Origin of the sequence: Bradyrhizobium sp. HKCCYLRH3097, from assembly GCF_051167875.1 — a bacterium.
GTDB lineage: Bacteria > Pseudomonadota > Alphaproteobacteria > Rhizobiales > Xanthobacteraceae > Bradyrhizobium.
The window spans coordinates 257,407-281,179 of record NZ_JBNPTX010000007.1 but is presented as its reverse complement, the minus strand read 5'-3'; the positions used below and the strand labels follow the sequence as shown (position 1 = coordinate 281,179).

Genomic DNA, 23,773 nt, shown 5'->3' with positions numbered 1-23,773 from the left:
GCTTCCTCCCCGTTGATGATGTTGTTCGTTGATGTTGTTGGCTCAGATCGGCTGCGTCAGCCCGACGATCGACTCGCGCATGATCCTGGCGTGCTCCGCCTTGTCGCCGTTCTCCATTTCGATGCGGCAGAGCTGCGCGGAGTTCTCGATCACCATGCGGCAGCGCTCCCAGCGGCGCGCATGGAAGCGGTCGAATGCCTCCTGCAGGGTCGTCGCGCGAGCCAGCTCCTCGGCCAGCACGATGCCGCTCTCGATGCCGATGCCCGCGCCGGAGGCGAGGTGAGGCGTGGTCGCGGCCACGGTGTCGCCGATCAGGATGACGCGGCCGCGATTCCACGGCGCCGGCACCAGCAGGTTGGCGAGCGGCCGATAGTCGATGGCGGCGTCGGGAGCGAACAAATGCGCCCGCAGTGCCACCAGCACGGGATCGCTGAACGGCGCCAGCAGGTCCGCGACCAGTTGCGGCCAGGACGCGCGCTCGGCCTGGAGCTTTTCCGGCCGCGCCTCCGTCACGAACATATACATGTGGCTCGGCGACACCGGGTTGACGCCCGCCTTGACCGCACCACCCAGCCACATCCGCGGACGCACGATGTCGGCCGGCCGCGGCAGCACGGCGCGCCAGACCACCTGGCCGATGTATTGCGGCGACTTGACCTCGGGAAACAGCAGCGCCCGCGTCTTCGAATGCACGCCATCGGCAGCCACCACGAGATCATAACGGCCCGTCGTGCCATCGGTGAAGGCGACCTCGACATCGCCGTCGTGCTGCGTGATCCGCGTGTAGGTGCAGCCGACACGCACGTGAACGCCAGCGGCGCGCGTCGCATCGGCGAGGATGCGCCCGAGTTCGGGCCGCATGATTCCGCCGCCGCCGGGCACATCCGATCCTACGGCCTTCGGTGTCGGGATCTCGCCGATCCGATGCCCCGATGGCGCGAACAGGTCGACACCGTCAGCCGTGTAGCCGCGCCGCGCGAATTCCGCGAACACGCCGATCGTCTCGAGCGCGCGCAAGGTCGGTCCGCTGACCGTGATGCCGGCGCCCTCCGGCCGCCAGTTCGGATCGACCTCGACGAGATCGATGTTGATGCCCGCCTTGCGCATCTGGATCGACGCGGCCATACCGGAAAAGCCGCCTCCGATCGTCAGCACCCTGCTCACCACTGCCATGGTGCTTCCCCCTCTGCAGTCCGCCCTTGCGGGCATGTTATGACTTTACGAACAACTCGCCGTCGATGACGACGAGCTCGAGACGGCTCAACCGCTCGCCGCGGCACGGCCCCTGCACGCACAGCCCGGTGTCGGGCATGAACTCGGCGCCGTGCGCGTGACAGACGATACGCGTGCCGTCGGCGTTGAGATACGCATCCCTGCGCCAGGCCATCGGCGCACCGCCGATATGCGGACAGGCGTTGCGCCAGCCATGCAGCTGTCCGTGCCGGCGCACGACGAACAGGCTGTCCTGCCCCTCATCATCGGGATCGAAGCCGCGCGACTGCGCCTCGCCGATCTCATCGGCGCGGCACAGCCGGATCCATCGCGCCTCGGCCTCACGCGTAGTCGCCATTCTCGGGGATTCCGGGGCCGGGGTACCATTTCTTGCGCATCTTCATCAGGAAGGTCTGCGAATTGTCGGCGGATGCCGTCGCCTCGCGCGGCTGCCAGCTCGCATCGTGCTGGTCCATGTCGGCATCCATCTCGATGTGGCAGCCGAACGGGCTATTGAAGTACCAGAACCAGTTCGAGCCCAGGATGTGACGGCCGGGGCCCCAGAACGCCTGATAGCCCTTCTCGACGAAGCGATAGCCGTTGGTGATCATTTCCGAAGGACCACCGAAATGGAACGTGAAGTGCTCCACGCCGTGCATGTGCGGCGGCGCGCCGATCAGGAAATGGGTGTGATGGTCGAGCGAGCCGCCCGGCTGCAGGAACGGCCCGGTGCCGGTGAAGCGGTCGGTGCAGCGGAAGCCGAGCCGGTTGACGTAGAACGCCTCGGCCTTCACCACGTCGGGCACGAAATAGACCACATGCGACAGCGAGCGCGGACGGATCACGCTGCCCTGCGGCGGCACGCCGAGGCTGTTGATCGGCCGGAACACCACGCCGCCCGGCGCATTCGAGATCTCGCTGGCCAGCATGAACGGCCGCCGTGCCGTCAGTTGAAAGCCGATCACGAAGTCGGAATCGTCGGTCGACTCGATCGAGCCATCGGGCAGCCGCCGGACCTCGCGGTCGCGCCGCAGCTCGGCGGTGATCGCCCCCAGCGTCGCCTCGTCGGCGACGCCCATCACCGTCTTGCGCAGACGGCAGCCCGGCACGGGCGCCGGCGGCAGAGCCGGATCATCCTGCCGTGCGATCACCACGGCGGTGCCGTCGATCGCCTCGAAGCGGCCGCCGCGATCGGAGACGTCGACGGGCGTCAGCCCGTAATCGACCAGGAAGCGCGCCGCGCCCCTCACGTCGTCGACACCGAATATCAGGCTCTCCAGACCGACGATTTTCATAACTTTCCTCTCCACCTGCTGCTTCAGGCGATGTGTCCGTTCAATGTCTCTGCGACCCAGTCCGCGATGTAGTGGCCGGCATTGATGCTGTTGTCGAAGCTCGCATGCTGGGCGCCGCCTTCACGCGCGGTGAAGACCTTCAGCTCGCGCTTGGGCGAATTCACCAGTTGCTCATAGGTCCGCTCGGCCCAATGCAGCGGAATCTGCGAGTCCTTTTCGCCATGCGTCACCAGGAACGGCACCTTGATGCGGTCGAGAATGCCGTCGAGGTGAACCTGCTCGGCAATCCGCATGAAGTCGTCCTGATCTCTCGCACCCCACACCCAGCGCACATGCGCCCAGTAATGCGGGACCGGGAAATCACCTTCCTTCTGCAGGCGCCTCTTCTGCACGTCGCGCCAATCGTGATTGGCACCCCAGGCGACGCCGCAGGCAAAGCGCGGCTCGAAAGCCACCGCGCGCGGACAGTAGTAGCCACCGAGCGAGACGCCCTCGAGACCGATCCGCTTCGGGTCGACGTCGCTGCGGGTCTCCAGCCAGTCGACGACCCGGGACGCCCAATGCTCGCTGTCATGGCGCGCGGTGAGACCCTGCAGCCGGAGCGCCTCGCCCGATCCGGGCTGGTCGATCACGAGCGACGACACGCCCCGTCGGGCGAGCCAGGCGGGCAAGCCGACGCGGTATTTCATCTCCTTGGTCGAATCCAGGCCGTTGACCTGCACCAGCAGCGGCGCCGGCCCGTCGCGCCCTTCCGCGCGGACCATGAGACCGGCAATGTGGGAGCCTTCATAGGGAATCTCGACGCGCTCGCAGTTCTCCCGCGCCAGTGCAATGCCCTTGGCGAACACGTCGAGACATCTGCGGTACAGCGCCAGCCGCCCCGGCGCCTCGTGCGCCTGCAGACGCTCGCAGGTGATCAGATAGCTCGCTGCGCGGCCATATTTCTCGCCGGCCGACAGCAGCCGCCCTTTCGCCTCGTCCTCGGACGCGAGCGCACAGAGCTTGTCTGCCATCCGCGCCCAGGTCTCGCGGAAGGCCTGGGTACCGTTGGCATCGGGCTGCCGGGCCGCCTCCTGCAGCGGCGCGCACATCTCTTCGATCTCGCCGATCCGCGCGCCCATCTCGATCGCGAGATCGACCGAGAGATTCCAGACATAGTTGGTCGGAAAATACTTGAACATGAATGCACTCGCGACGCGCGGCCCGGCCACGCGTCTTCCTCGACGTTCTTCCCGAGGTCTGGCATAGCCCCGTTTGACCATTTCGAAAAATTGATTAACAAGATTGATCGCATTGATCTCTTGAATACCTCGAGCGAGGCCGCCCATGCGCTTCAACAACAAGTTCGACCTCAATCTCCTGGTCGCGCTCGACCATCTGCTGCACCTGCGCAGCGTCAGCGGCGCCGCCGCGCGCATGAACATGACGCAGTCCGCGATGAGCAATGCCTTGCTGCGTCTGCGAACCTATTTCGATGACGAACTGCTGGTGAAGATCGGCCGCAAAATGGAGCTGACGCCGCGAGCGGAGACGCTGAAGGACTCGATCAGGGACCTTCTGGTGCGGGTCGACTGGGCCATCGCCTCGTCTGCCGAGTTCGATCCCGCGCAGTCCGACCGCTGCTTCAAGATCCTGGCGTCGGACTACACGCTGGTGACGCTGATCCCGCGGCTGCTGGCGCGCAGCGAGGCCCTTGCGCCCGGTATCCGCTTCGACTTCCTGCAGCAGGTGCAGCGGCCAGAGCGCGCGCTCGAGCGCGGCGACGTCGACCTGCTGATCATCCCGGAGGAATTCAGCTCCAAGCTGCACCCGTCCGAGGTGATCTTCGAGGACGACTTCTGCGTCATCGCGTGGAGCAAGGGAAAGTATGGCAAGGGCAAGCTGTCACGGCAGGATTTCGCCAAGTCGTCCCACGTCGTGATGCGGCCGGCGATCGCGGCACAATCGCTCGAAACCTATTATCTGGAGCAGCGCAACACGAGCCGCAGCGAGGACGTTTCGGTCTACGCGTTCACCGCCATTCCGCATCTCGTTGCCGGGACGAACCGCCTTGCCACCGTGCACCGGCGGCTCGCCATCGCCGCCCAGCGCAGCCTTCCCATCCGCATCATCGAGCTGCCGATCGCGCTGCCGGCGCTGCGGCAGCGCGTGCAATGGCATCGCTACCGCTCCAACGATGCCGGCCTGCTGTGGCTGCGCACTCTGATCCGCGAGGTCGTCGCCGAGCTGCCCTGACCACCGTCGACCGGCACTGGCGATGGCGAACGGCCGGCGCGAGACGCCGGCCGCCTTCGTTGATGAGCGATCAATCCAGCTTGCGCGAGTCAGCGCTTGATCGGTCCGGCTCCGGGCGGCGGCGCGGGCACCCAGATCGGGAATGCCAGATTGGCCCAGACCGTATCGCCGCGGCTGCCGTTCTCGACGTAGAATGTATGCTGGTAGTTTACGTTGATCTGGAAGGGGCCCGCATTATAGGTCAGCGACGGGCCTGCATTGATCGAGCGCAACCGGTTGCCGTCCTGCACCCCGGCGAAATTGAATGCCTTGACGCCGTTGATCTTGTCGTCCTGATACTGATGCGTATAGCCACCGACGACGCCGAGCTTCCAGGCGCCGATATTATAGCCCGCGTTGAAGTCGACCACCAGCGCATCACCGCTGCGGTACTGCTGGGTCAGCTGCGTGAAGGCGTTGACCGAATCGGTATTGGTGCCGTTGAGCAGCAGACGTGGCGAGACGGCGAATTCGAAGCCCTTCGGATCGGCATAGCGATAGGCGAGGACGGGCGAGATGGTGGTGTAGTTCGTGCCGACGTTGAGGGGCTGCCGCGCCGAATAGGTGCCGGTGTTGGGCATGATGTCCAGGCCGACCGTGAAGGTCTGCACGGGCGACAGCGCCCAGCTCAGAATGATCGGCGAGAAGGTCAGATTGGCAAGGCCGTTGGCCTGGAACGATCCGCCGGGATTGGTGCTTTCGAGATGGACGAAGGGCACCACGAGCTGCGAATAGACATGGGCGCCGAAAAAGTCGCCGGGATAACTGGCGAGAAACCGCATCGTCTCCGACACGGCGGAGAGCTTGAAGTCGATCGGCAGCTTTTTGCCCTGCCCGTCATACAGGCCGTTGGCGCTGGTGTAGCTGGTCTGGCTGATCGCAAACAGGCCCGGGATCGGCGGAAACGACGCAATGAACACGCCGGGCGAGCCCGCCGGATAGTTGGTGGCCGCGTTCTCGGCGGCCCACGCACCCTGGATCATCCCGGCCAACATCAACGCTGCGGAAGCGGACCGCTGCAGTCCTCTTGTCATGAATCCCCCCTTGGTGGCGCGTTTTCTACGAAACGAGCTTGCCCCCGACCGACCTCATGGCGACGCGCCCGCGCCCGACCGATCGCGTCATTGATGAGCGATCCCAGATCATTCGTAAAATTGATCGTTTTGATCCGAGCTATTCACAGTCTCGATGTGCCGGCCTCACGGGCGTCGATTGATGTCGCGCTCCTTGGTTCAAGCAGAGTGAGCAACCACGGGCACGTCACCGACGACATAATCGATCTCACCCACCGTGTTGAAGATTGCCCGTACGAGGCCTGCAGTTCAGGCCTTGGATCAAACACAACCATAGATTGTTGGCGGCAGGCGCATAGGGCTCGAACCTAGGACCCGCTGATTAAGAGGCATATGACTTGCCAGTAACTTCCATGGTCATTCCACCAATGACGATTCCATGACGTCGGGCCACGCTGCTGGATGAGAGGCCGCATGGCGGATTCAAAATCAGTTTGATGATGCAACGATATCAAAGCCATTTTGGCAAATCGTCGAGACGAACTGCCGCAATATCAATCGGTTGTTTGCCTTCTCAATGAACGCGTCGTATCCCGACGCGCGGCGCGATCGGTTCAGCAGGCCGGCTGTTCGCGTTGATGGCGAAAAAACGCTGCGCTTGCAGACCGCTTTTCAAGTGCTGGCTGGATCAGTCTTCTCATCGTCAATCAATACGTGTATTCGCTGACACTCTCGTCTCCTACCCAGGACGTCGGGGCCGCCGGCTTCTGGCCGTTCATTATCGTTCGGTCGCGTTTGATGGCAGCGAGAGCTGCCCAGCAGAGGAATCGGTGAATGGGTTTCGCCACAGCTTTCTTGATGTCTGCGGCCGATTACCAGAGTCGTACGGCAGACATTCGACGCACCGCTCCGACCAGATTGCCATTCAATCTGCAAAAAACCATTCCAAGGAAACCAGAACGGTTGCATTCCTATACCGTCACTGCTAATCATCCGCAGAGGTTGTAGGGCATGTCGAAGAAGCGACTCTCCAATTTTTTTGTGCACGACCGCGCGGGCGAGACGAGGAATTTCTGAACGGAACGTCGGGAGGAGGTGCGCTGGTTGAATGTGTGGCGACTCGCGAACTTCTAAGGTGACTGTCCGGACGAGAGATATCCGTCAGCTATCGGCAGTATCCTGACTACTTTGCGTTCGAGACAGAAGGCAATGTTTGAGATCCCTCAGGCCTATGGCGAAGCTATCGCTGATGCTACTAGCATCGACAGCCTACTCGAGCTGCTTCTAGCCTCCACTGAGCGCTTCGGAGTGACCGGCGTCTTTATCGCTGACCTGCCGAGCCGAATGGAAATCCTCGAGCCTCATATCCAGCTACGTGGCTGGAATGATGCCTGGATCAGATATTATAATGAGAGAAATTATGTCCATATAGACCCGATTGCCCAACTGCTTCGGGAAAGAGCGACGCCGTACGTCTGGAGCGAGGAGTGTGCGGTTCAGCCGCTCACCGCAAAACAACGAAAGCTCATGGACGAAGCAAGGGACGCAGGACTGATTGACGGCTTCACGGTCCCGATCCACGGTCCGCAAATGCGCACAACCTGCGTATCGTTTGCGACGGGCGCCAAGCCGCTGCAGCGAAGCGATCGGCACAATCTTCATTTCATGGCGTTACTCAGTCATCAGCGTGTCGACCAAATGATACACGCGAAAAGACCTGCAACGGCGAAAGAGGAGCGAGCGTGCGTGCTCGCGCCGCGCGAACTGGAATGCCTACATTGGGCGATGCACGGCCTGAAATCCAAGGAAATCGCCTTTGAGGCTCGTCTTTCCAAGCGAACCGTCGATCAATATCTTCGCAACGCGATGTCGAAGCTTCGCGCCGGCAGCCGAACAGAGGCCGTCCGCATCGCGATATTGAACGGTTCGCTAAAGCCGGTATGAAGTAAATACTGTACTAGAACGGCATCGCCAATACTTGTGCAAAATGATCGGTTGGTCTCCCTACCCGAGGAGACCATGATGATATTTGCGTTCTACGAGGATTCAAAACTGGCCACCCCCAGCCTTATGGATGAAATCTACGATCTTAGATATAGGATCTTCGTGGAAGCGCTTGCGTGGTCAAGCCTTGTCAAGCCGGACCGGCGCGATCGGGACCAGTTTGATGGTGATGATGCGCTGCATGTAGTTGATATCCACGACGGACGGGTGATGGCGTACTCGCGGCTTCTTCCGACGACCAGGCCGCATCTCCTGTCGCACGTGTATCCGGAGCTGGTGCGGGGGCGATCATATCCGAAGGCGCCGGACATCTTCGAATGGACCCGTCTTTGCGCCAGGTCCGAGATCGGAGACGGTGACGTTCTAGCCTCGCGTCGACTGATGGTCGCCATAGCAGAGATCTGTCAGTACCTCGGCATCACGGGTCTTATCGCGCAATCCAAACCGGGTTGGGTACGGCGGCTGAACCGGCTTGGATGGAATGCGCAACCACTCGCCGATCCCGTGGTCTTTGATGGGCGACCGACCCTTGCGTTGGAGGCGAGAGTCTCTGACCGTACGGTATCTACATCGCGCAAATGCTTGGGAATCGACACTGACATCTTGGACCAACCATCCCTCCGAGACCTCGCCGCTTCCAAAGCAAAACGTCACATCTGCGCAGGAGCGCTGCGCAGGACCGGGGTACTTCACGCGCAACGAGAGATTGTACCCGAGCCGTTAGATTTATGCTCCTTGCAGGTGGACGGCGCCAACCGCACCTACAGCGCGGCGATGCCGGTGACCTAACCAGACCTGTCATTCCGAGCCCAAGTTGCCTTCTGGCTGTTGGCTACAGCGAGCCGCCCGCAAGCACCTGCAGGCGGTAAGCCCCGTCCAGGGACGAGCGCTCGGCAGTTCGAGTGCCGATCAGCAGCTTGCGGTCCGCCGCGCCAAGAGCGTGCCGAGCCAGCGTTCGCGCTGACAGCTGTGCGATCGACGATCGTCACCGCGGAATGGCTGGGAGCATTTGCCGATACTTCGCTCTCGGGCGACAGGAAGCGCGGGCTGACTGCGATTGTCGCACCGGACGGCAAGCCGGGCGCGATCGTCTCGGACAAAGTACCGAGCTCACCCGCAGCGTCATGATGAACCGGATGCAGAGATCCGCGACGAGTTCTTGAACGAAACGCTGTTCTTCGACCTTGCGGTTCGGCTCGCTGACAACAACAACCTGCAACCGCATTCATCCAGCACAGCAATTCGCCCAGCCGCTATTGCGGAACGCACATCAAGAGCCGCATTGCTAACCGGCGACCCACCTCGCGGGATACGACCTCTCACGCCGACTTTCGACAGAAGTATACCCCCGTGAGAACCAATCCAACTGCAGCAAAAATGCTCATCGAAAGCTGCTCTCCCAGAAAGATCACGGCTATCAAGAGTGATACGATCGGCTGTCCGAACTGCAGAGGCGCAATCGCCGAGACGCCTCCCTTGTCCAAAGCCCAGAACCATGCGGCGAATCCGATCAAGGTGCAAAAGACCGCAAGAAAGAACAGGGCCCCTCCTCCTACGACCGTCACCCCGGAGATCGCCTCCAAGACAGAGGGCAACAGCGGCGTCACAAGAGCAGCACCGAAGATGATCGACCATGCCGTCGCTCCGAACAGGCCAATTCGCGCAGATGCGCGAGCGCCTGCCACATATCCAATGCTGACCGTAATGGTGCCGATGAGAACGATGACGTCGCCCACCATTGTTCCACTGCCGAAGACATCGCCGTTCGAACGAGCGCCGATCAGAAACGTCTCACCACACAATGCCATCGCACTTCCGATCAGCCAAAGAGTGCGGGGAAATGTCCGGGACAGCACATGCTGGATGATGGATGTAAACACCGGAGCGCAAGCCAAGATGAGAGCCGCGTGCGAAGTCGACGTTCGCGAGAATCCCAGACCCTGCAGAAAGAACGAACCACCGAACCCGATCATACCGTTGATCGCGACGGCGATCCAACCTCCCCTATCGGTCGGAAGCGGCGGCCGAAGCAGGAGAACCATTGGTAGGAGGAACATCGCGGCCAGGAGAAGTCTGGACGGCCCGATCAACGATGAGGGCATGTCATGGGCGACCAGTACTGTCGCGGCCGGAGTCGTTCCCCAAAACATGACTGCGATCAGCCCCAAAACATAGGGACCGGATCGACTGGATCCTGAGTCGACCGGCGGCAACGGCGCGCCCGAGGAGTCGGCTTCCGTATCACCCGATTTGACCAAAGATGCGTCCTCGACCGCCATGTGACTGCCCTGTCAGCCCTACGGAATAAATCTCATGAGAGTCGCGCCTTCACGCTGCAAGGCCAACTCATCGCCAGCCAGCGTGATCGACTCGCCTTCGTTCCAAAGCGGCGTCAGGTTTCCGTAAAAGCGCGAGAAGATATGGCCAGATTGGCCGGTCGCGGTCATGAAGCGGGACCGATCCGGATCGCCGAGATCATATAGGGCTCTAAATGTCGGAACGTGTTTCCGCTCGAACGGGCGATCATGGTGCGGCTGCAGAGCACCTCCGCTGTTGAGCGTATACAGGTCCCCGCCACTTCCGACGCCAAGCTCGCTCAATGACCTGAAGATCGGTATCCGCGAGTAGAAGACGTGCGAAAGCGTCGAGATGTGCTCGTCTCCCCACCGCCATTTCGTCAGGTCAGACCCGCGGCGCCTCGAGAGCATCGCCATAGCTTCTTCGAGAGCCCGCGTCAGACATGCACGACATTCCAGATCCGTCTCTTCGCCCGAAGCGCACCATTTGGGATGCTCCAGGATAAGCTTCCTGAGGAGCGAAGCCGCACATGGCCCGACATACTCAAGCTTCACCTTCGCCTTGTCATCGATCAGCATTCGTCGGAGCGCCTGCATCCACCCGTTGAAAATGAGCGGTTCTGCCCAGTCCTTGTGCATCGTGCCGTCCCACTTCGAGAGCAGCGCGAGGGCTTGCCGTCCCAGTGGACTGGACGGGGTTGCTCGAAGCAAAATCGGCAGAAGATCCTGAGCGGCGAGAGATAGAATGTCGGCCTGCATTTCGGCAGATGTTTCCAGCGAGTGCAATCTGATGTTGTCGAAAAACTGTTGGACTCTTTGCGTCCGATACGGCTCTTCCCAATCGCATCCCATAAAGACATCGTGCCCACACCAGGCCGGTCGACCATTCGCATTATGGATATAGCCACAGGCCGGATTGAACGAGTGCGGCATCTGCTCGAACGGAACGTAGCCTGACCAGTCTGCATCACCTGTTGATCCCGCCGCGGGATGAAGGCCATATTCCGACTTGCGCACTGGGACCCGCCCGAGACTCATCACTCCGATATTGCCGGCGACGTCGGCGTAGAACATATTCTGCGCAGGCGTTTCGTACAGCCGCAGACTATCCTTGAATTCCTCCCAATTCCGCGCCCGATTGAGCTTCAGAAACGCCTCGGCAGTGCGGTCACAATCTCCGAGCCCGCTGAAGGATAGCGCGATGACGCCATCGCTGCCCGCCAGCGCGGCAAGACGCGGGACAGCATCGGATAGCACCGGGCCATGCCGCGACTTGCGGATGGCGAATTTGACGTCGGGCCGACCTCGGACTCGGATCGTCTCTTCATGCCTGTCAAATGCGTGAGAGCCAGGTTGCGCAAGATATTTTGTCGTATCCGCCGGATCCAGAGTTTCCACGAACAGATCCTGAACGTCGGACATCGCCGCCGTGGTTCCCCAGGCGATGCTCTCGTTCTGCCCAAGCAGGATCATCGGTACGCCTGGTACTCCGGCTCCCTTCACCCATCCTTCGGGGGTGACGATCCGGCATAAAAACCAGAGCACTGGCGACGACACGTCAAGATGCGGATCGTTCGCGAGGAGCGGGTGGCCGCCGGTGGTTCGCTCGCCGGCGACGACCCAAGCATTTGAAGCGCCATTGGCCAATCCGAGCAGCGCTCCCATCTTGTCTGAAAAGTCGGATTGTCCGCGCGAGCCACCAGACCCACCCGACGCCGATGGTCCAGTCTTGCCCCGCATGGGATCGGGATAGAACGGGCCGGCATCGACCGTTCCGATTCTGCTGGTCAACTCGGCTCGATTCAGCTCGGCGAGATAGTTCCGGCTCATTTGCCAAGCCATGAGCTTGCCCCACACGATTGAATCAATGGGAGACCATGGCTCCGGCCGGATTCTCAACCAGACCATCTCAAACGGCAGTTTGCTTCGGTGCGTCGACAAGAATGCATTGACGCCGTCCGCATAGGCCGAAAGCGTGGATTGAGTTTCCGGCGCAAGCGCGGCAAAGCTGGTCTTGGCCAGCTGGTAGAGACCTAGAACACGAATGATTTTGTCTGTGTCGACGAAATCCGCCCCGAAGATTTCGGAAAGTCGCCCTTGTCCAGCACGTCGGTGAATTTCCATCTGAAACAGGCGCTCGCTTGCGTGCAGGTAACCCAGGCACCGCGCGGCATCCTGAAAATTCTCCGAGAAGATATGGGGAACGCCATGCTTGTCGTGATAAATCCTGACCTCGTTCCCCAACCCGGCAAGCCTGCGTTCACCCGATCGCCTTGGCATCGCGCGCACGAAGATCGTCGCGACCAGCGCCAGCCCGAAAAGAAAACACGGCCCAACAACGCATAGCGTCCCTGTCACCACCACGGCCGTGAAAGCAGGCATCGAAAATGAGTTGTTCAGCACGAACATCAGTCCGAGACGGCCGCCAAGCGCCGCGTCGCCTCCGCGTTCTTCTCTGACGGGGCGATATCGAGGCGAAGGCTCGGATCTCCCATCAGCAGGATCGGCTCATCGCCCAGGCACTCTTCGCGGACCAATCGGATTGATTGTCCGATCGCATAGCCAACCTTCAGCAATTCTGAAATGGACGCTACGGCAGCTCGCCATATCCTGGCGGGCACGACGAGCAAATGATACGGGCCAATCGTGGCGACGGTCATTTCTGGTCCACCGGCGAGGCTCCACAAACCTGGGCCGAGCCCACCACCGCACGCGCCTGTCGGCGCCTCGTACGACACAAGACCCACCGGACGGACCGCGATCGCGACTTGTGTTGGTCCAATGAAGTTCAGATACGAGCCGAGCAACGTGGACGAGAGAGCCGGCAGGTCCGCGGCGGTCAGGAGCCCGATAGCGCATCGGCGTTGCGCTGCCGATAAAACCGCCTTCGACAGCGCCCGGTCAGCCGGTCCGATAATGGCTGTCACGCTCGATACGGACGGTGGGCAGAGAGAGGGCAGTTCCTCCCAATCGTTCAGCTCGACCAGATGCTTGCAGGTCAGGACAGCGTATAGTCGCGCCAAGACCAACGCCTCCGAGTCGACAAGAACCGCCGCCAGGGTCTTGGACGAAAACCGAGCATTCAGATGCGCGAACCGACTGCTCGCCGTGATGGTCGAGCGATCCGGGCAGGCAGGGTGAACGGGAGATGCTGTTGAAGTTGCCGAAAAGAATTCATCGTCATCTGACCGCACCTCGACCGTCCTCAGATGACGCGTGAACGCCTCGTCGCGCGGCAGGTCGATCACCCGGTCGGGACGCGCCAGATACGGCAGATGTCCAGGGATCAGATCCTTTTCGAGAAGGGCCTCGAAAGTCGCCCCGAATGCCGACGCGGTGTCACACCGATGAAACACGGTGTCGAATACCCATGTCAGATCGCTCTCGGTCCATGGTTCGAAATAGGCCGCCGCGCGTTCTGAAAGACTCGCCTCCACCGCTGCATTGACACCAATGTCGTAGCGCATCGGTGTCCAGTCGCAGACAAATCCAGGCTTTTTGAACTTTCCTCCGATGGGAACGCACCCCATCGCCTGATACATCATCAGATTTGCGTCGGACGAATCCGCCCTGATTGACCTGATTCCATTTCGCTTCATGAGCAGAATAATTGCTCCGAACAACAGCCGCAGATGCGCTTTCCGGCGGTATTGCGCCGCGAGGCATAGATAGCTGACATAGTACTCCTGCCAATCTCGGATGTAGGCAAGACGAACAGCACCTATCAAACGGTTGCCCGCAAGCAAAACGACATTCTTCGAATACCAATCGAAAATGACGTCGTGATAGGATCGCTCCTGAATCCCAAGCTCATCGCAGAACACCTTGTCCCGCAGAGACCTAAGCGCGGCAAAATCGTCGGGGCGTCCGAAGCGGAGCTTGATATCATTCGTGACGTCGGCCTCGTCCGTCATGACGGAACCCCTGTCGGAAACACCTTGTCGATGTCGACGGAGCCATATTTCTTGTCCGCTACCGCGTCACCGCCGCAGCTTCCGCGCCGCATATCAACCCATGGAAGTGTTGGAAGCTCGCCCCCGCTTCGCTCTACGTAGCCGTAGTGCTTGTAAGACGTGTAGACGCGAAGAAAGTAGATCCAGAATGACGGAACGTTACAAATGAATTTGAACAGACCTATGCGCCGGATCTGCTCGAGTGGCGGTCTCTGGACCTTGAGCAGCATCTTCCCATAGAGATGGCAGAACTCCTTGATATCGAGCCTTGTGGGGAGAACGGCGTGCTGAAAATCGTAGTACGTCGGATTCTTGTAAATGAGCGCGTCTTCGTTCTTGGCGTAGTCTGTCGTCCCCGGCATCGGCGTCGCGACAGTGATGTTCGGGATATCGACTTTTCGGCTGCGGATGTAGCTCGTCAAGTTTTCGAACTGTTCTCTTTTGTAGTCGACACCGACGATGAACAGGCCTTCGATCAAGACATCATTCTTCTTGAGAATCTCGATGGCCCTGTCGTTGTGCGCCACGGAGCTGCCCTTTTCCATGGCACCGAGCTCGGAATCGGAATAGCTCTCCAGACCCATCCGAAGGCGCTTGAGCCCAACCCGCGACCACAGCGCGACCAGGCTCGGGTCTCTGACAATCGCGTCCGCCCGACTGTAGAACAAGTACTCCTTCTTGATGCCCGCCCGAAGGATCGCTTCACCAATGGCGTGCGCCCGGCGCCCGTCCCCGAAGAAGTGGTCGTCTGTAAATATGACATACGGCTCCTCGATCGTCTTGAGATACTCGACGATGTATTCCGGGCTCCACGTTAGATACTTTCCGAGGTTCGGCCGCCACAAATTGCAGAACGAGCATCTTGCGGGACATCCCATGGACGTCCTCAGGGCAGCAACCGGCTTCCACCAGAGGTGATAGTATCTGCCCTTATACTTGCCGAGGATGCTTCGGTTCGGAAGGGGGAGGCTGTCGAGATCGAAGGACTTCGGAACGACCGCCTTGCCGTTCGAGAAGAATTTGCCGTTGTCCTGCCAGGCAACGCCTGCCAGATCAGCTACGTTACGCTCGCTTTCCCGGCAGCGCAGGATTAGATCCCGGAAAGAGAGATAAGCCTCTCCCATCATGACGTAGTCAATGTTGGGGTCCGCAAAGTCGGACGGACTTAGGCTAGCATGATGCCCCCCTACCGCAACGATGATCGACGGGTCGATCTGCTTGACCAGCGCCGCCTGCATCCGCACGAGGTCGACATGCATCGTCCAAGACGTGAATCCGACGAAGTTTGGACGCAGGCGCCTTATCGTCTCGAGCAGGGCCAACGGGCGGCGATCAAGGCGCTGATCCAGCAGAGAAATGTCCACCTCATCCTTGTCCAGCATGGACGCCAGCACTTCGTACTGGATGGGTTCGACAATATAGATCCGGTCGTCTGCCAGATGAATTGGATGATAGTGCTGCGTTACGAACAGGATCTTGTACTTGGAATGCGTCATGTATCCGCCCTCGCCATGCCTGATGCCGCATCGTCACGACGCGCGGTGCGTTCGCCTTTACTCCGCCGGAACCGACCGCTGATTCGTCATGTCTTTCGGATTGACCGCGTCGTCCGTCATGCCAACGATCGGAGATCGCGCGGCCCGTTCATCGTACGGAAGCTCGAGAGACGCCCAGACGTCAGAGAGAGCAGCGACCAACAGATCGATGTGCACGTCTCGATGGGCCGGTGTCGGAGTCAAACGAAGCCGCTCCGTGCCTTTGCTCACAGTGGGATAATTTATGGGCTGAACATATATCCCGTGTCGTTCCATCAGCATCTGGCTTGCGGCGGTACATTTCTGCGCGTCGCCCACCACGACCGGGATGATATGCGATTCATTGGCCATGACCGGCAGGCGCGCGGCCTGGAGCGCGCGCCGGACCCTGCGCGTCACCGCCTGCTGTTGGTCGCGTTCGGCCTTGGACCGGCGCAGATGACGTACCGCCGCCGTTGCGCTCGCGGCGACGTTTGGCGGCATCGTCGACGTGAAGATGAACGACGGCGCATAGCTTCGGATTGAATCGACGATCGATGCATTTGCGGCGACATAGCCGCCAAGCGATCCGAACCCTTTGGCGAGCGTACCTTGAATGACGTCGATCCGATCTGCGAGGCCGTCTCGATCGCAAATGCCCCCACCTTGAGGTCCATACAGCCCCACCGCATGAACTTCGTCGATGTAGGTCATGGCACCGTAGCGTTCAGCGAGAGCAGCGATCCCGCCGATGGGCGCAATACTGCCGCTCATCGAATAGAGACTTTCAAATACGATGAGCTTTGCGCGATTGCGGGGCTCCGCGGCAAGCAGCTGCTCAAGATGCCTCACATCGTTATGACACCAGATCTTCTTCTCGCATCTCGAGCGGCTGATACCCTCAATGATCGAGTTATGGTTGTCCGCGTCTGAAAATATCACGCAGTCCGGCAACAGGGTCCCGATGGTAGAGATTGCTGCGAAGTTCGAAACCCAGCCTGACGTAAAGACGAGCGCCGCCTCCTTTCCATGCAGACTGGCCAGCTCCTGCTCCAACTCTACGATTTTTTGGTGCGTGCCGGAGATGTTCCTTGTTCCTCCCGCGCCCGTGCCAAAGCTCCGGGACGCTTCCGTGGACGCTTCGATCACATCCGGATGCAGGCCCATGCAGAGATAGTCATTGGAGCACCAGACGGTGACCGGCTGTGGTGCTCGTGTCTCGCCCGGCGGTCGCCAGAGCGCAGTCGGCGCAGTCTCGGGATTGCGCACCAGAGTGGCAAATGTCCGATATCGCCTTTCCTCACGAAGAGCGTCGATCGCCCGGACAAATATGCCTTCATAATTCATCATCGCTGATTCCACTCTACTGAGCGAACACATCGTCGGTGAAGTCGAGGTGGCTTGAGAGAGAGCTCCGAGCAGCGGTGGATGACACGGTGATTAGCAGGCAAGCAGCGCCGCGGCGAACGGCACCGACGATGAACGCCGAACAGGTGGCGTGACGTAGGGAGGATGTCCGTCGAAGACGCACTCATTAATTTCGCGACACGATACTGAACGCCAAGGAGCCGCGTCGAACATTCGCAATATCGCGCCGCATCCTGCTTGTCTCTCGCTCACCGACGCCGTCCTTCGTGATTTGTCACCTTCAACGCGAAGCAGAGCGAGCCCAATGCCCTGTCGTCCATAGCTACCGATGACCAACGCGGGCGGCTATATCCGAAAAATACGGTATCGATACTTCCATGGCCCACAGGCACCGTACAGAACGACGGAGGCAGTCGCGACGCGCGCGATGCATAGCCGCACGTCCTCGGGCGGGGGATCCGCCCTGGCTCTTTCAGCAGCGAAATTGAGGTTGCAATGAATCTGTCAGCAAACTGCACGTCCACAGACACCGAGCTGCGCCTCGCCAGTCACATTGGCGGCCTGTCGCAAGGCGCCATCGATCAGCTGTCACAAACGTTCAGGAGCAACCACGTCGCGGTCATCGATCAGCTTCTTCCGAAGGATATGGTCGAAGCGCTCACCAGCGAAGCGAATATCCTGCTCGACCGGGAGTCGAAGCGGCGAAAGCTGACCATCAAGGAAAGCGGCAATACACCAAGAGCCTACAGTAGCGTCGGGCGCGACGCTATTTGTCAACATGACGGGATTATTCCGGCCATCTTCAATAGCGACGCGGTTCTCTCCTTCCTCCGGAAGCTCGCCGGTGAGAACATCGAACGGGTTCCTTACCGACCCGAGGAGTATATCATCAACAGCCAGTGCGAGCCTGGCGACACCCATGGATGGCATTGGGACGATTATGCCTATGCCCTCATTTTTGTCATTGAGGCTCCAGATCCGCTCCTCGGGGGACGCGTCGAGTACCTCTCGAACGTCGAATGGCAGAAAGGCTCCACTGAGCCATATCTCCGGCGGGTCCTGCAAGACAACGTCGTTCGGTCTCTCTACGTCAACAGCGGACATTGCTATTTTATGAAGGCGAATACGACACTGCATCGTGTGGCGCCCCTGACGGGATCTACCAAGAGAACCGTTGTGGTCCTGACGTTTGCGTCGCCGGAAGACATGGTGTCGGATTCCATAACGCACAACTCGATGGAAGACATCTATCCAGACGATACCAGGTCTGATGACGCAACAGTCGAGACGGCTAACGTCGGATGACGGTCGGCGTCGAAGTTGCCGGGCTTGGAACCGCTGCGTGCCTGGCGATCAGTAGCCTCATTGCCGCTGACGTCAGTCGCACCACAGGTGTTTTCGAGTTCACGAAGACGCGAATGATCTTCGCGTCTTTTTTCATGCTTCCAGTTCTGCTCATCGCCGATGTTCCGCTTCGCGTGAGTGTCGCGGACGCGCTGACGCTCGCGGCATCGAGCCTCATCGGAATTGTGATCGGCGACCTGTCTCTCATTGCCGCAATCAGCAAAATTGGGCCGAAGAAGACCAGCATCATATTCTCATCCAACGTCGTTATCGGCGCCGTGCTGGAGGCTGCCATCTATCACAAGAGGACCACGATAGAGGCAGGAGTTGGTATTCTTCTTGTACTGACTGGGGCGTTGATCGTCATTGCCTTCAGAGGAGGCGCCGGCGCTCCCCTGAATGGACATCTCAACGCCGAACGTCAGAACACGGGCGTCGCATTGGCGGTTCTTGCAGCCGGATGCCAGGCGATCGGCACGCTGATTTCGACTCCCGTCGTAACGGCGGGAACGTCGCCCATCATGGCGACGACAATACGGTTTTGCGCAGCGTCCCTATTGTTTGTCATCATGGGCCGGACCCGCAGCGACGACATCAGGACAGACGCCAGCTCAGCCACCGTTTACGCCAAGATCGTTGTGAGTGCGCTCGTTGGAATGTGCGGCGGCCTGACGCTTCTTATGCTGGCGATCACGAGCGGAAAAATCGCAATATCGATGACATACGCGTCCTCGACGCCGCTGGTGCTCCTGCTTCTGCTCTGGCTTACGCGGGGTGAGAGACCGAATGCAAGTTCGCTCCTGGGCGCAATCACGGCCGTGGCGGGCACCGCTTTACTCATCTTCGAAGGGGCACACCAGCGATGAACGCCTTGCTCGACTATTCGGCTGTTGAGATCGTGTCCCTGCTTAGACGCGGCGACGTGACTCCGCATGATTGCCTTGATGCCGTGGAACAGCGCGTCGGCGAGGTCAACTCGACCGTCAACGCCCTGCCGACGCTCTGCTTCGATAGGGCGCATGATCGTGCATCAAAATTGATGCAGAAGCCTCGCGACGAGCGCGGCCAACTGTCTGGCCTGCCGCTGGTCATCAAGGACCTTCAGAAAGTGTCCGGGGTTCGATCGACGGCCGGATCTCTCATATATAGCGATCATGTTCCAGCCTTCACTGATGCGGTCGTCCAGCACATCGAGGATGAAGGGGGACTTGTATTTGGAAAATCCAACGTCCCTGAACTCGGCGTTGGATTCAATTCTCTGAATCCGGTCTTTGACCCGTGTTTGAACCCGTGGAACGTCAAATATTCGCCGGGGGGATCATCTTCCGGTTCGGCTGCTGCTCTGGCGTTGAATATGACGTGGCTTGCTCATGGCTCTGACATGGGGGGATCCTTGCGCATTCCCGCGAGCTTTTGTGGCGTTGTTGGGATGAGGCCGTCGCCGGGGCGGGTCGCGATGGCTAACCGCGCATCCGTTGATCAGACGCTAGCGGTCCAAGGCCCCATGGCACGAAACGTCGTCGATCTTGCAATGTTCCTTGACGCCATGTCGGGCGAGACCCACAGGGATCTGCTTTCCAAACCACGTCCATTGCGGTCGTTTGCCAGCGCGGCTGAAGTCCAGAAGTTGCCGAAGCGAGTCGCCTTCTCCGCTGATCTGAACATCGGCCCTGTGGACCCCGAAGTCGCTTGCATCGTGCAAAATGCCGCGGCGCGACTTCAGGCCAATGGCGTCGTCGTGGATCAGGCGTCTCCGAATCTAGATGGTGTCCAGCGATGTTTTCGAGTGATGCGTGCTTACGTATTGGCGTGCAGCCTTGGTAGCGTCCTGAGGAAGCAGGGTACGCTGGTGAGATCAACCGATATCAGGGAGAACGTGACCGAGGGGCTGCAGCTGACGATCGACCAGATGCTTGAAGCCGAACAGGCGCGGGTTCGCATCGTGCAGCATGTGGCTGATTTCTTCGAAACATATGATCTCTTGATATGTCCGTCGACAATCGTGCCGGCTCATCCGATCGATCAGCCGACCGTAGTTGAATGTGCAGGCCATGTATTCGATGGCTATTTCGACTGGACAGCGTTGACCTACGTTGCGGCCGTGGCCGGTCTTCCTGCGTTGTCGCTGCCTTGCGGTGTGACGCGGTCGGGTCTTCCAGTAGGACTACAGGTGATCGGGCCGACAAATGGCGACCACGACGTCATTTCCTGTGCGGCCGCCCTGGAGGACATGCTGTCGTTTCACCAACTCGCTCCTGTTCGTGGAAGGTCGGAGGCAATGGCCTTGTCCGAGAACATCCAGAGGCTGGCGTAGCGGGTCGCAGCGACGAGGACGCCCGCTTCGAGACGAAGGAGATGATATGTCATTGCGTGACGCACTGCAGCCAGGCACTCTCGATCAAGCGATACGCATCCGCAGGGCGCTGCATTCGATTCCGGAGTTAGGGTACAAGGAGCTCAAGACGTCGGCGATGGTTGTGGAGTGTCTGCAAGCGCTCGGTGCCGACGAGATACAAACCGGGATCGGCGGAACCGGCGTGGTCGGCATCATTCGCGGCATCAAAGGGACTGGCCCCAGAAAGTATGTGGGGTTGAGGGCAGAGTTGGACGGCCTGGAATTGACGGAGCAGACGGGTCTTGCTTGGCAGTCGCAGAACAGCGGCTGCATGCATGCGTGTGGTCACGACGGCCACATGGCCATTCTGCTCGCCACCGCACGAGAGCTTTCAGCGAACCGTGAGTTTTCCGGAACCGTATGTTGCATCTTTCAGCCCGCTGAGGAGGGGGGAGCGGGTGCAAAAGCGATGATCGAAGATGGATTGCTTGAGAGATTCCCGCTCAGCTCGATCTATGCAATTCATAATGCGCCGTGGCTTCCAATCGGAAAGATCGCCATCAATAGCGGGGCGGTGATGGCCGCGGCGGACCGGATCGAAATCTCCGTCCTTGGAGCGGGTGGCCATGGCGGAATTCCCCACCAGACGAGGGATCCGATCGTTGCCACCGCAAACATCATCTCGATGCTGCAAAACGTCGTATCGCGCTATGTGGATCCCGGGGAGGCTGCCGTCATATCTATCGGAGGCATTCACGGCGGAAGCCCTCTCAAGGGCAGCATGATTCCCGATCGGGTCGACTGTGTCGGCACGGTTCGTACATATTGTACGGACGTTCAATCGACTATTGAGAAGAAGATCCGAGATATCGTGGACCACGTCTGCGATGCCCATGATTTGACGGGATTGGTGACCTACAAAAAGCTCTATCCAGCCACGATCAATCATGCGGACCGCGCTGCTCTCGTGACCGGCGTTGCAGACATCTTGCTTGATCAAGACGACATCCTGAGCAACGTTCGTCCGAGCATGGCCGGAGAGGACTTTTCGTTCTTTCTACAAAAGGTCCCGGGGGCGTATTGCTTGATTGGTCAGGGGACGGACAGCGCTGCCAGCCTGCACAGCCCCTCATATGATTTCGACGATCGCAATATCGAGCGTGCCGCGTTGCTGTTGAAGCGCATAGCCCTTAGGGAACTGGCGTCCACTTGATGCTCCTCAAATGGAAAGACAGGGTTCTAATGCCCTTCTCTCCGATTCAAATCCTGTTCGAGCTTGACCTCAATAGGCCACCTGCGGCCGCCGCGCAGAAGAGCGAATACCGCGCAACGACCAAGACAATGACAGAGTCCAACATCGGCACCAAAGTGCAGGCAGATGCCTGTGGGACATTCAGCAGGTTGCTAAAGGTCGCGCTGCATGAATATGCTCAGCGGGTCGATGCCGTAACCGCCGAACGGCGGAATTTCGAAGAAGCCGTTCTTTCGATACAATGCTATCGCGGAATGCTGCAAGTATCCGGTTTCCAAACGAACACAAGATAGCCCTGCCCCTCGCGAGGCCTGCACGATCGTATCCAGCAGATCTTGCGCGACCCCCAGCCCCCTATAGGCAGGATCTACATACATGCGTTTCAACTCACCATAGTCAGGTGACAAGACGAGGGCCGTGCAGCCAATCACCCTGTCGTTGATCTGAGCGACGAAGAATAGAGTATCGTCCTTCGACAACTCATTCACATCGATCAAGTGGTTGCTTTCTTGCGGGTAAAGCGACGCATAATATTCGTCTGCGTCTCTGAGCATACGGACGACATCTGCGTGAAAGGGATTTCCCTTCGCGATCTCGACGCCTCCACGCTGCTTGTTCATCTCCAGCAACTCCATTGCACGCACATCGATGTATGACGATGATATCTTTCATGTCGTAACAAGGATAGCGAACTACGCCGAAAAAGATAGAACGGGCACGAAGAATCTAGGCTCTGTTACCAAGATCTCGCCGAGCCAAGGCGGACGTCTCTCTCGTCATCGCTCAAGCCCCGGCTCATCACCCGTGAGGCCATAGCCGCTTGCATCTGCGCTTCCCTCAACGTCTTCGACCAGATGGTGCAGGCAGGAAGTATGCCGAAGCCCGCACTCATTGGCGCTCGCCGAAGAGCATGGAACGTCGGAGAGCTTGATTGTGCCAATGATCGGCTGCCTTCGAATGACAGTGATTCTGACAACGACGAGACGTGGAGTGATGCCGATGCCAAAATCGAATGGGCATCCCCAATCCAAAGGCTTCTGTAGCGCGCGTCGGCTCGGTTGATTGGCTTTTCCGCGAATATAGGCAGACAAAGGCATGTCTCGAAAAGGTCTCGAAGCGCTCGCGACCGGTCTACGAGCACAGCATGCAAGCCATCTGCGACGTGCGCAACAAAGGAGGCGAGCGCATCGGGTGCTTGCCGATCAAGAGTATCACCCCGCGTGCCGCTGATAAGCTCTACGAAATGTTCATCAGGGATGACGCGGGCGAGAGCACACTCTTTCGGCGCGGCGAGAAATTCGTTGGCCTGTGCCGCAAGGCATGGCGCGTGGTTCATCGACTGTACCCGGCCGAATTCGCCAAGGATTCCCGAATCCTTGGCCCGGAGTAACGCCGGCTACGCCAAGCGCACAGCTCCGCGCATCCTTGCGGCAACACGCAAACGACGAGCTCACGTTTTGGCGAACACAACGCAAACAGAGTTTCGGAATGCGGCGCCTGGCGAATTTCAGAACAACAAGATCGTGAAATGTAAGATACCGACTGGGCTCCGGAAATCTGGCTGGGGCGGGAGGGATCGAACCTCCGAATGGCGGAATCAAAATCCGCTGCCTTACCGCTTGGCTACGCCCCATCAGGCCCGGCGGATCGGCATGGCGCGCGGGCGCCATGCGATTCCGGATCGGCGCCCGTGGTCTACAGAGCGCGCCCGCCCATTTCAACCGCTGCGCCGCAGGAAATTTGCGCGGGCTCCGGGTGATCCGCCGCGCTCGCCGATTCGTCAATCTGAACAAGCCTTTACCGTGTCCCGCCGGGTCCGCCGCGGCCGCCCGCCGCAACGGCTTGCGAAAAAGTTGAGACCCGGCCGGTTTCATGGGATGACGGCGGCCAAACCGGCCAATTTCGACCCCGA

Annotated in this window: 19 protein-coding genes and 1 tRNA gene; 8 read left to right on the top strand and 12 right to left on the bottom strand. The window is 59.7% G+C overall.

The window, feature by feature from the left end; translation table 11 throughout:
* Positions 1-42: 42 nt before the first annotated feature.
* The 4 genes from ACQR0U_RS19350 to ACQR0U_RS19335 are packed head-to-tail and all read right to left on the bottom strand — an operon-like array spanning position 43 to position 3,688.
* A complete protein-coding gene (locus tag ACQR0U_RS19350) occupies positions 43-1,173 on the bottom strand; it encodes an FAD-dependent oxidoreductase (RefSeq protein WP_315828108.1) in 1,131 nt (376 codons plus the stop codon).
* A gap of 37 nt (positions 1,174-1,210) precedes the next feature.
* Complete coding sequence (locus ACQR0U_RS19345; protein WP_315715574.1) at positions 1,211-1,570, bottom strand: Rieske (2Fe-2S) protein; 360 nt, start codon at positions 1,568-1,570, stop codon at positions 1,211-1,213.
* Positions 1,554-2,507, bottom strand: coding sequence for a VOC family protein (locus ACQR0U_RS19340; RefSeq protein ID WP_434843938.1), 954 nt, complete (start codon positions 2,505-2,507; stop codon positions 1,554-1,556). The genes ACQR0U_RS19345 and ACQR0U_RS19340 overlap by 17 nt, the downstream gene beginning before the upstream one ends.
* Positions 2,508-2,530: 23 nt before the next feature.
* Entirely contained in the window at positions 2,531-3,688 is a 1,158-nt protein-coding gene (locus ACQR0U_RS19335; RefSeq protein WP_315715572.1) for an alpha/beta hydrolase family protein, read from the bottom strand.
* Positions 3,689-3,833: 145 nt separating this feature from the next.
* On the opposite strand from ACQR0U_RS19335, the gene ACQR0U_RS19330 reads away from it, so the two are divergent.
* A complete protein-coding gene (locus tag ACQR0U_RS19330; RefSeq protein WP_315715571.1) occupies positions 3,834-4,742 on the top strand; it encodes a LysR family transcriptional regulator in 909 nt (302 codons plus the stop codon).
* Between the two features lie 89 nt (positions 4,743-4,831).
* Here the strand turns inward: ACQR0U_RS19330 and ACQR0U_RS19325 are convergent, their stop codons facing one another.
* Positions 4,832-5,815, bottom strand: coding sequence for a SphA family protein (locus ACQR0U_RS19325; RefSeq protein WP_315715570.1), 984 nt, complete (start codon positions 5,813-5,815; stop codon positions 4,832-4,834).
* A gap of 1,188 nt (positions 5,816-7,003) precedes the next feature.
* On the opposite strand from ACQR0U_RS19325, the gene ACQR0U_RS19320 reads away from it, so the two are divergent.
* Both ACQR0U_RS19320 and ACQR0U_RS19315 read left to right on the top strand, forming a co-directional pair.
* On the top strand, positions 7,004-7,738 hold the full coding sequence (locus ACQR0U_RS19320; RefSeq protein WP_315715569.1) for a LuxR family transcriptional regulator: 735 nt from the start codon (positions 7,004-7,006) through the stop codon (positions 7,736-7,738).
* Between the two features lie 75 nt (positions 7,739-7,813).
* Entirely contained in the window at positions 7,814-8,587 is a 774-nt protein-coding gene (locus tag ACQR0U_RS19315) for an acyl-homoserine-lactone synthase (RefSeq protein ID WP_434872218.1), read from the top strand.
* Between the two features lie 530 nt (positions 8,588-9,117).
* On the opposite strand, the gene ACQR0U_RS19310 is transcribed toward ACQR0U_RS19315, so the two are convergent.
* Genes ACQR0U_RS19310 through hemA form a run of 5 tightly spaced genes read right to left on the bottom strand, consistent with a single transcriptional unit; the run spans position 9,118 to position 16,909 of the window.
* The gene (locus ACQR0U_RS19310; protein ID WP_434843935.1) at positions 9,118-10,077 is read right to left on the bottom strand and encodes a DMT family transporter; all 960 of its coding nucleotides are present in this window, start codon (positions 10,075-10,077) and stop codon (positions 9,118-9,120) included.
* An 18-nt stretch (positions 10,078-10,095) separates the two neighbouring features.
* On the bottom strand, positions 10,096-12,504 hold the full coding sequence (locus tag ACQR0U_RS19305) for a penicillin acylase family protein (RefSeq protein ID WP_434843934.1): 2,409 nt from the start codon (positions 12,502-12,504) through the stop codon (positions 10,096-10,098).
* Positions 12,504-14,009 (bottom strand): hypothetical protein, encoded by a 1,506-nt coding sequence (locus tag ACQR0U_RS19300; RefSeq protein ID WP_434843933.1) that lies wholly within the window; start codon positions 14,007-14,009, stop codon positions 12,504-12,506. The genes ACQR0U_RS19305 and ACQR0U_RS19300 overlap by 1 nt, the downstream gene beginning before the upstream one ends.
* Positions 14,006-15,544 (bottom strand): B12-binding domain-containing radical SAM protein, encoded by a 1,539-nt coding sequence (locus ACQR0U_RS19295; RefSeq protein ID WP_434843932.1) that lies wholly within the window; start codon positions 15,542-15,544, stop codon positions 14,006-14,008. The genes ACQR0U_RS19300 and ACQR0U_RS19295 overlap by 4 nt, the downstream gene beginning before the upstream one ends.
* Before the next feature lie 57 nt (positions 15,545-15,601).
* Positions 15,602-16,909 (bottom strand): 5-aminolevulinate synthase, encoded by a 1,308-nt coding sequence (gene hemA, locus ACQR0U_RS19290; protein ID WP_316195896.1) that lies wholly within the window; start codon positions 16,907-16,909, stop codon positions 15,602-15,604.
* A 516-nt stretch (positions 16,910-17,425) separates the two neighbouring features.
* Between hemA and ACQR0U_RS19285 the strand changes: the two genes are divergently transcribed.
* Genes ACQR0U_RS19285 through ACQR0U_RS19270 form a run of 4 tightly spaced genes read left to right on the top strand, consistent with a single transcriptional unit; the run spans position 17,426 to position 21,822 of the window.
* Positions 17,426-18,235 (top strand): HalD/BesD family halogenase, encoded by an 810-nt coding sequence (locus ACQR0U_RS19285; protein ID WP_316195886.1) that lies wholly within the window; start codon positions 17,426-17,428, stop codon positions 18,233-18,235.
* Positions 18,232-19,140: a DMT family transporter gene (locus tag ACQR0U_RS19280; protein WP_434843931.1), complete on the top strand. Its 909-nt coding sequence runs from the start codon at positions 18,232-18,234 to the stop codon at positions 19,138-19,140. The genes ACQR0U_RS19285 and ACQR0U_RS19280 overlap by 4 nt, the downstream gene beginning before the upstream one ends.
* Positions 19,137-20,588, top strand: a complete 1,452-nt coding sequence (locus ACQR0U_RS19275; protein ID WP_316226614.1) for an amidase — start codon at positions 19,137-19,139, stop codon at positions 20,586-20,588. Before ACQR0U_RS19280 ends, ACQR0U_RS19275 begins: the two co-directional genes overlap by 4 nt.
* A gap of 46 nt (positions 20,589-20,634) precedes the next feature.
* The gene (locus ACQR0U_RS19270; protein ID WP_434841934.1) at positions 20,635-21,822 is read left to right on the top strand and encodes an amidohydrolase; all 1,188 of its coding nucleotides are present in this window, start codon (positions 20,635-20,637) and stop codon (positions 21,820-21,822) included.
* Between the two features lie 191 nt (positions 21,823-22,013).
* Here ACQR0U_RS19270 and ACQR0U_RS19265 read toward each other — a convergent pair whose 3' ends face one another.
* Positions 22,014-22,481, bottom strand: coding sequence for a GNAT family N-acetyltransferase (locus ACQR0U_RS19265; protein WP_434843930.1), 468 nt, complete (start codon positions 22,479-22,481; stop codon positions 22,014-22,016).
* Positions 22,482-23,005: 524 nt separating this feature from the next.
* Here ACQR0U_RS19265 and ACQR0U_RS19260 point away from each other — a divergent pair.
* Entirely contained in the window at positions 23,006-23,251 is a 246-nt protein-coding gene (locus ACQR0U_RS19260; RefSeq protein ID WP_434843929.1) for a hypothetical protein, read from the top strand.
* Positions 23,252-23,419: 168 nt separating this feature from the next.
* On the opposite strand, the gene ACQR0U_RS19255 is transcribed toward ACQR0U_RS19260, so the two are convergent.
* Positions 23,420-23,494 (bottom strand) — tRNA-Gln (locus ACQR0U_RS19255).
* Positions 23,495-23,773 lie beyond the last annotated feature (279 nt).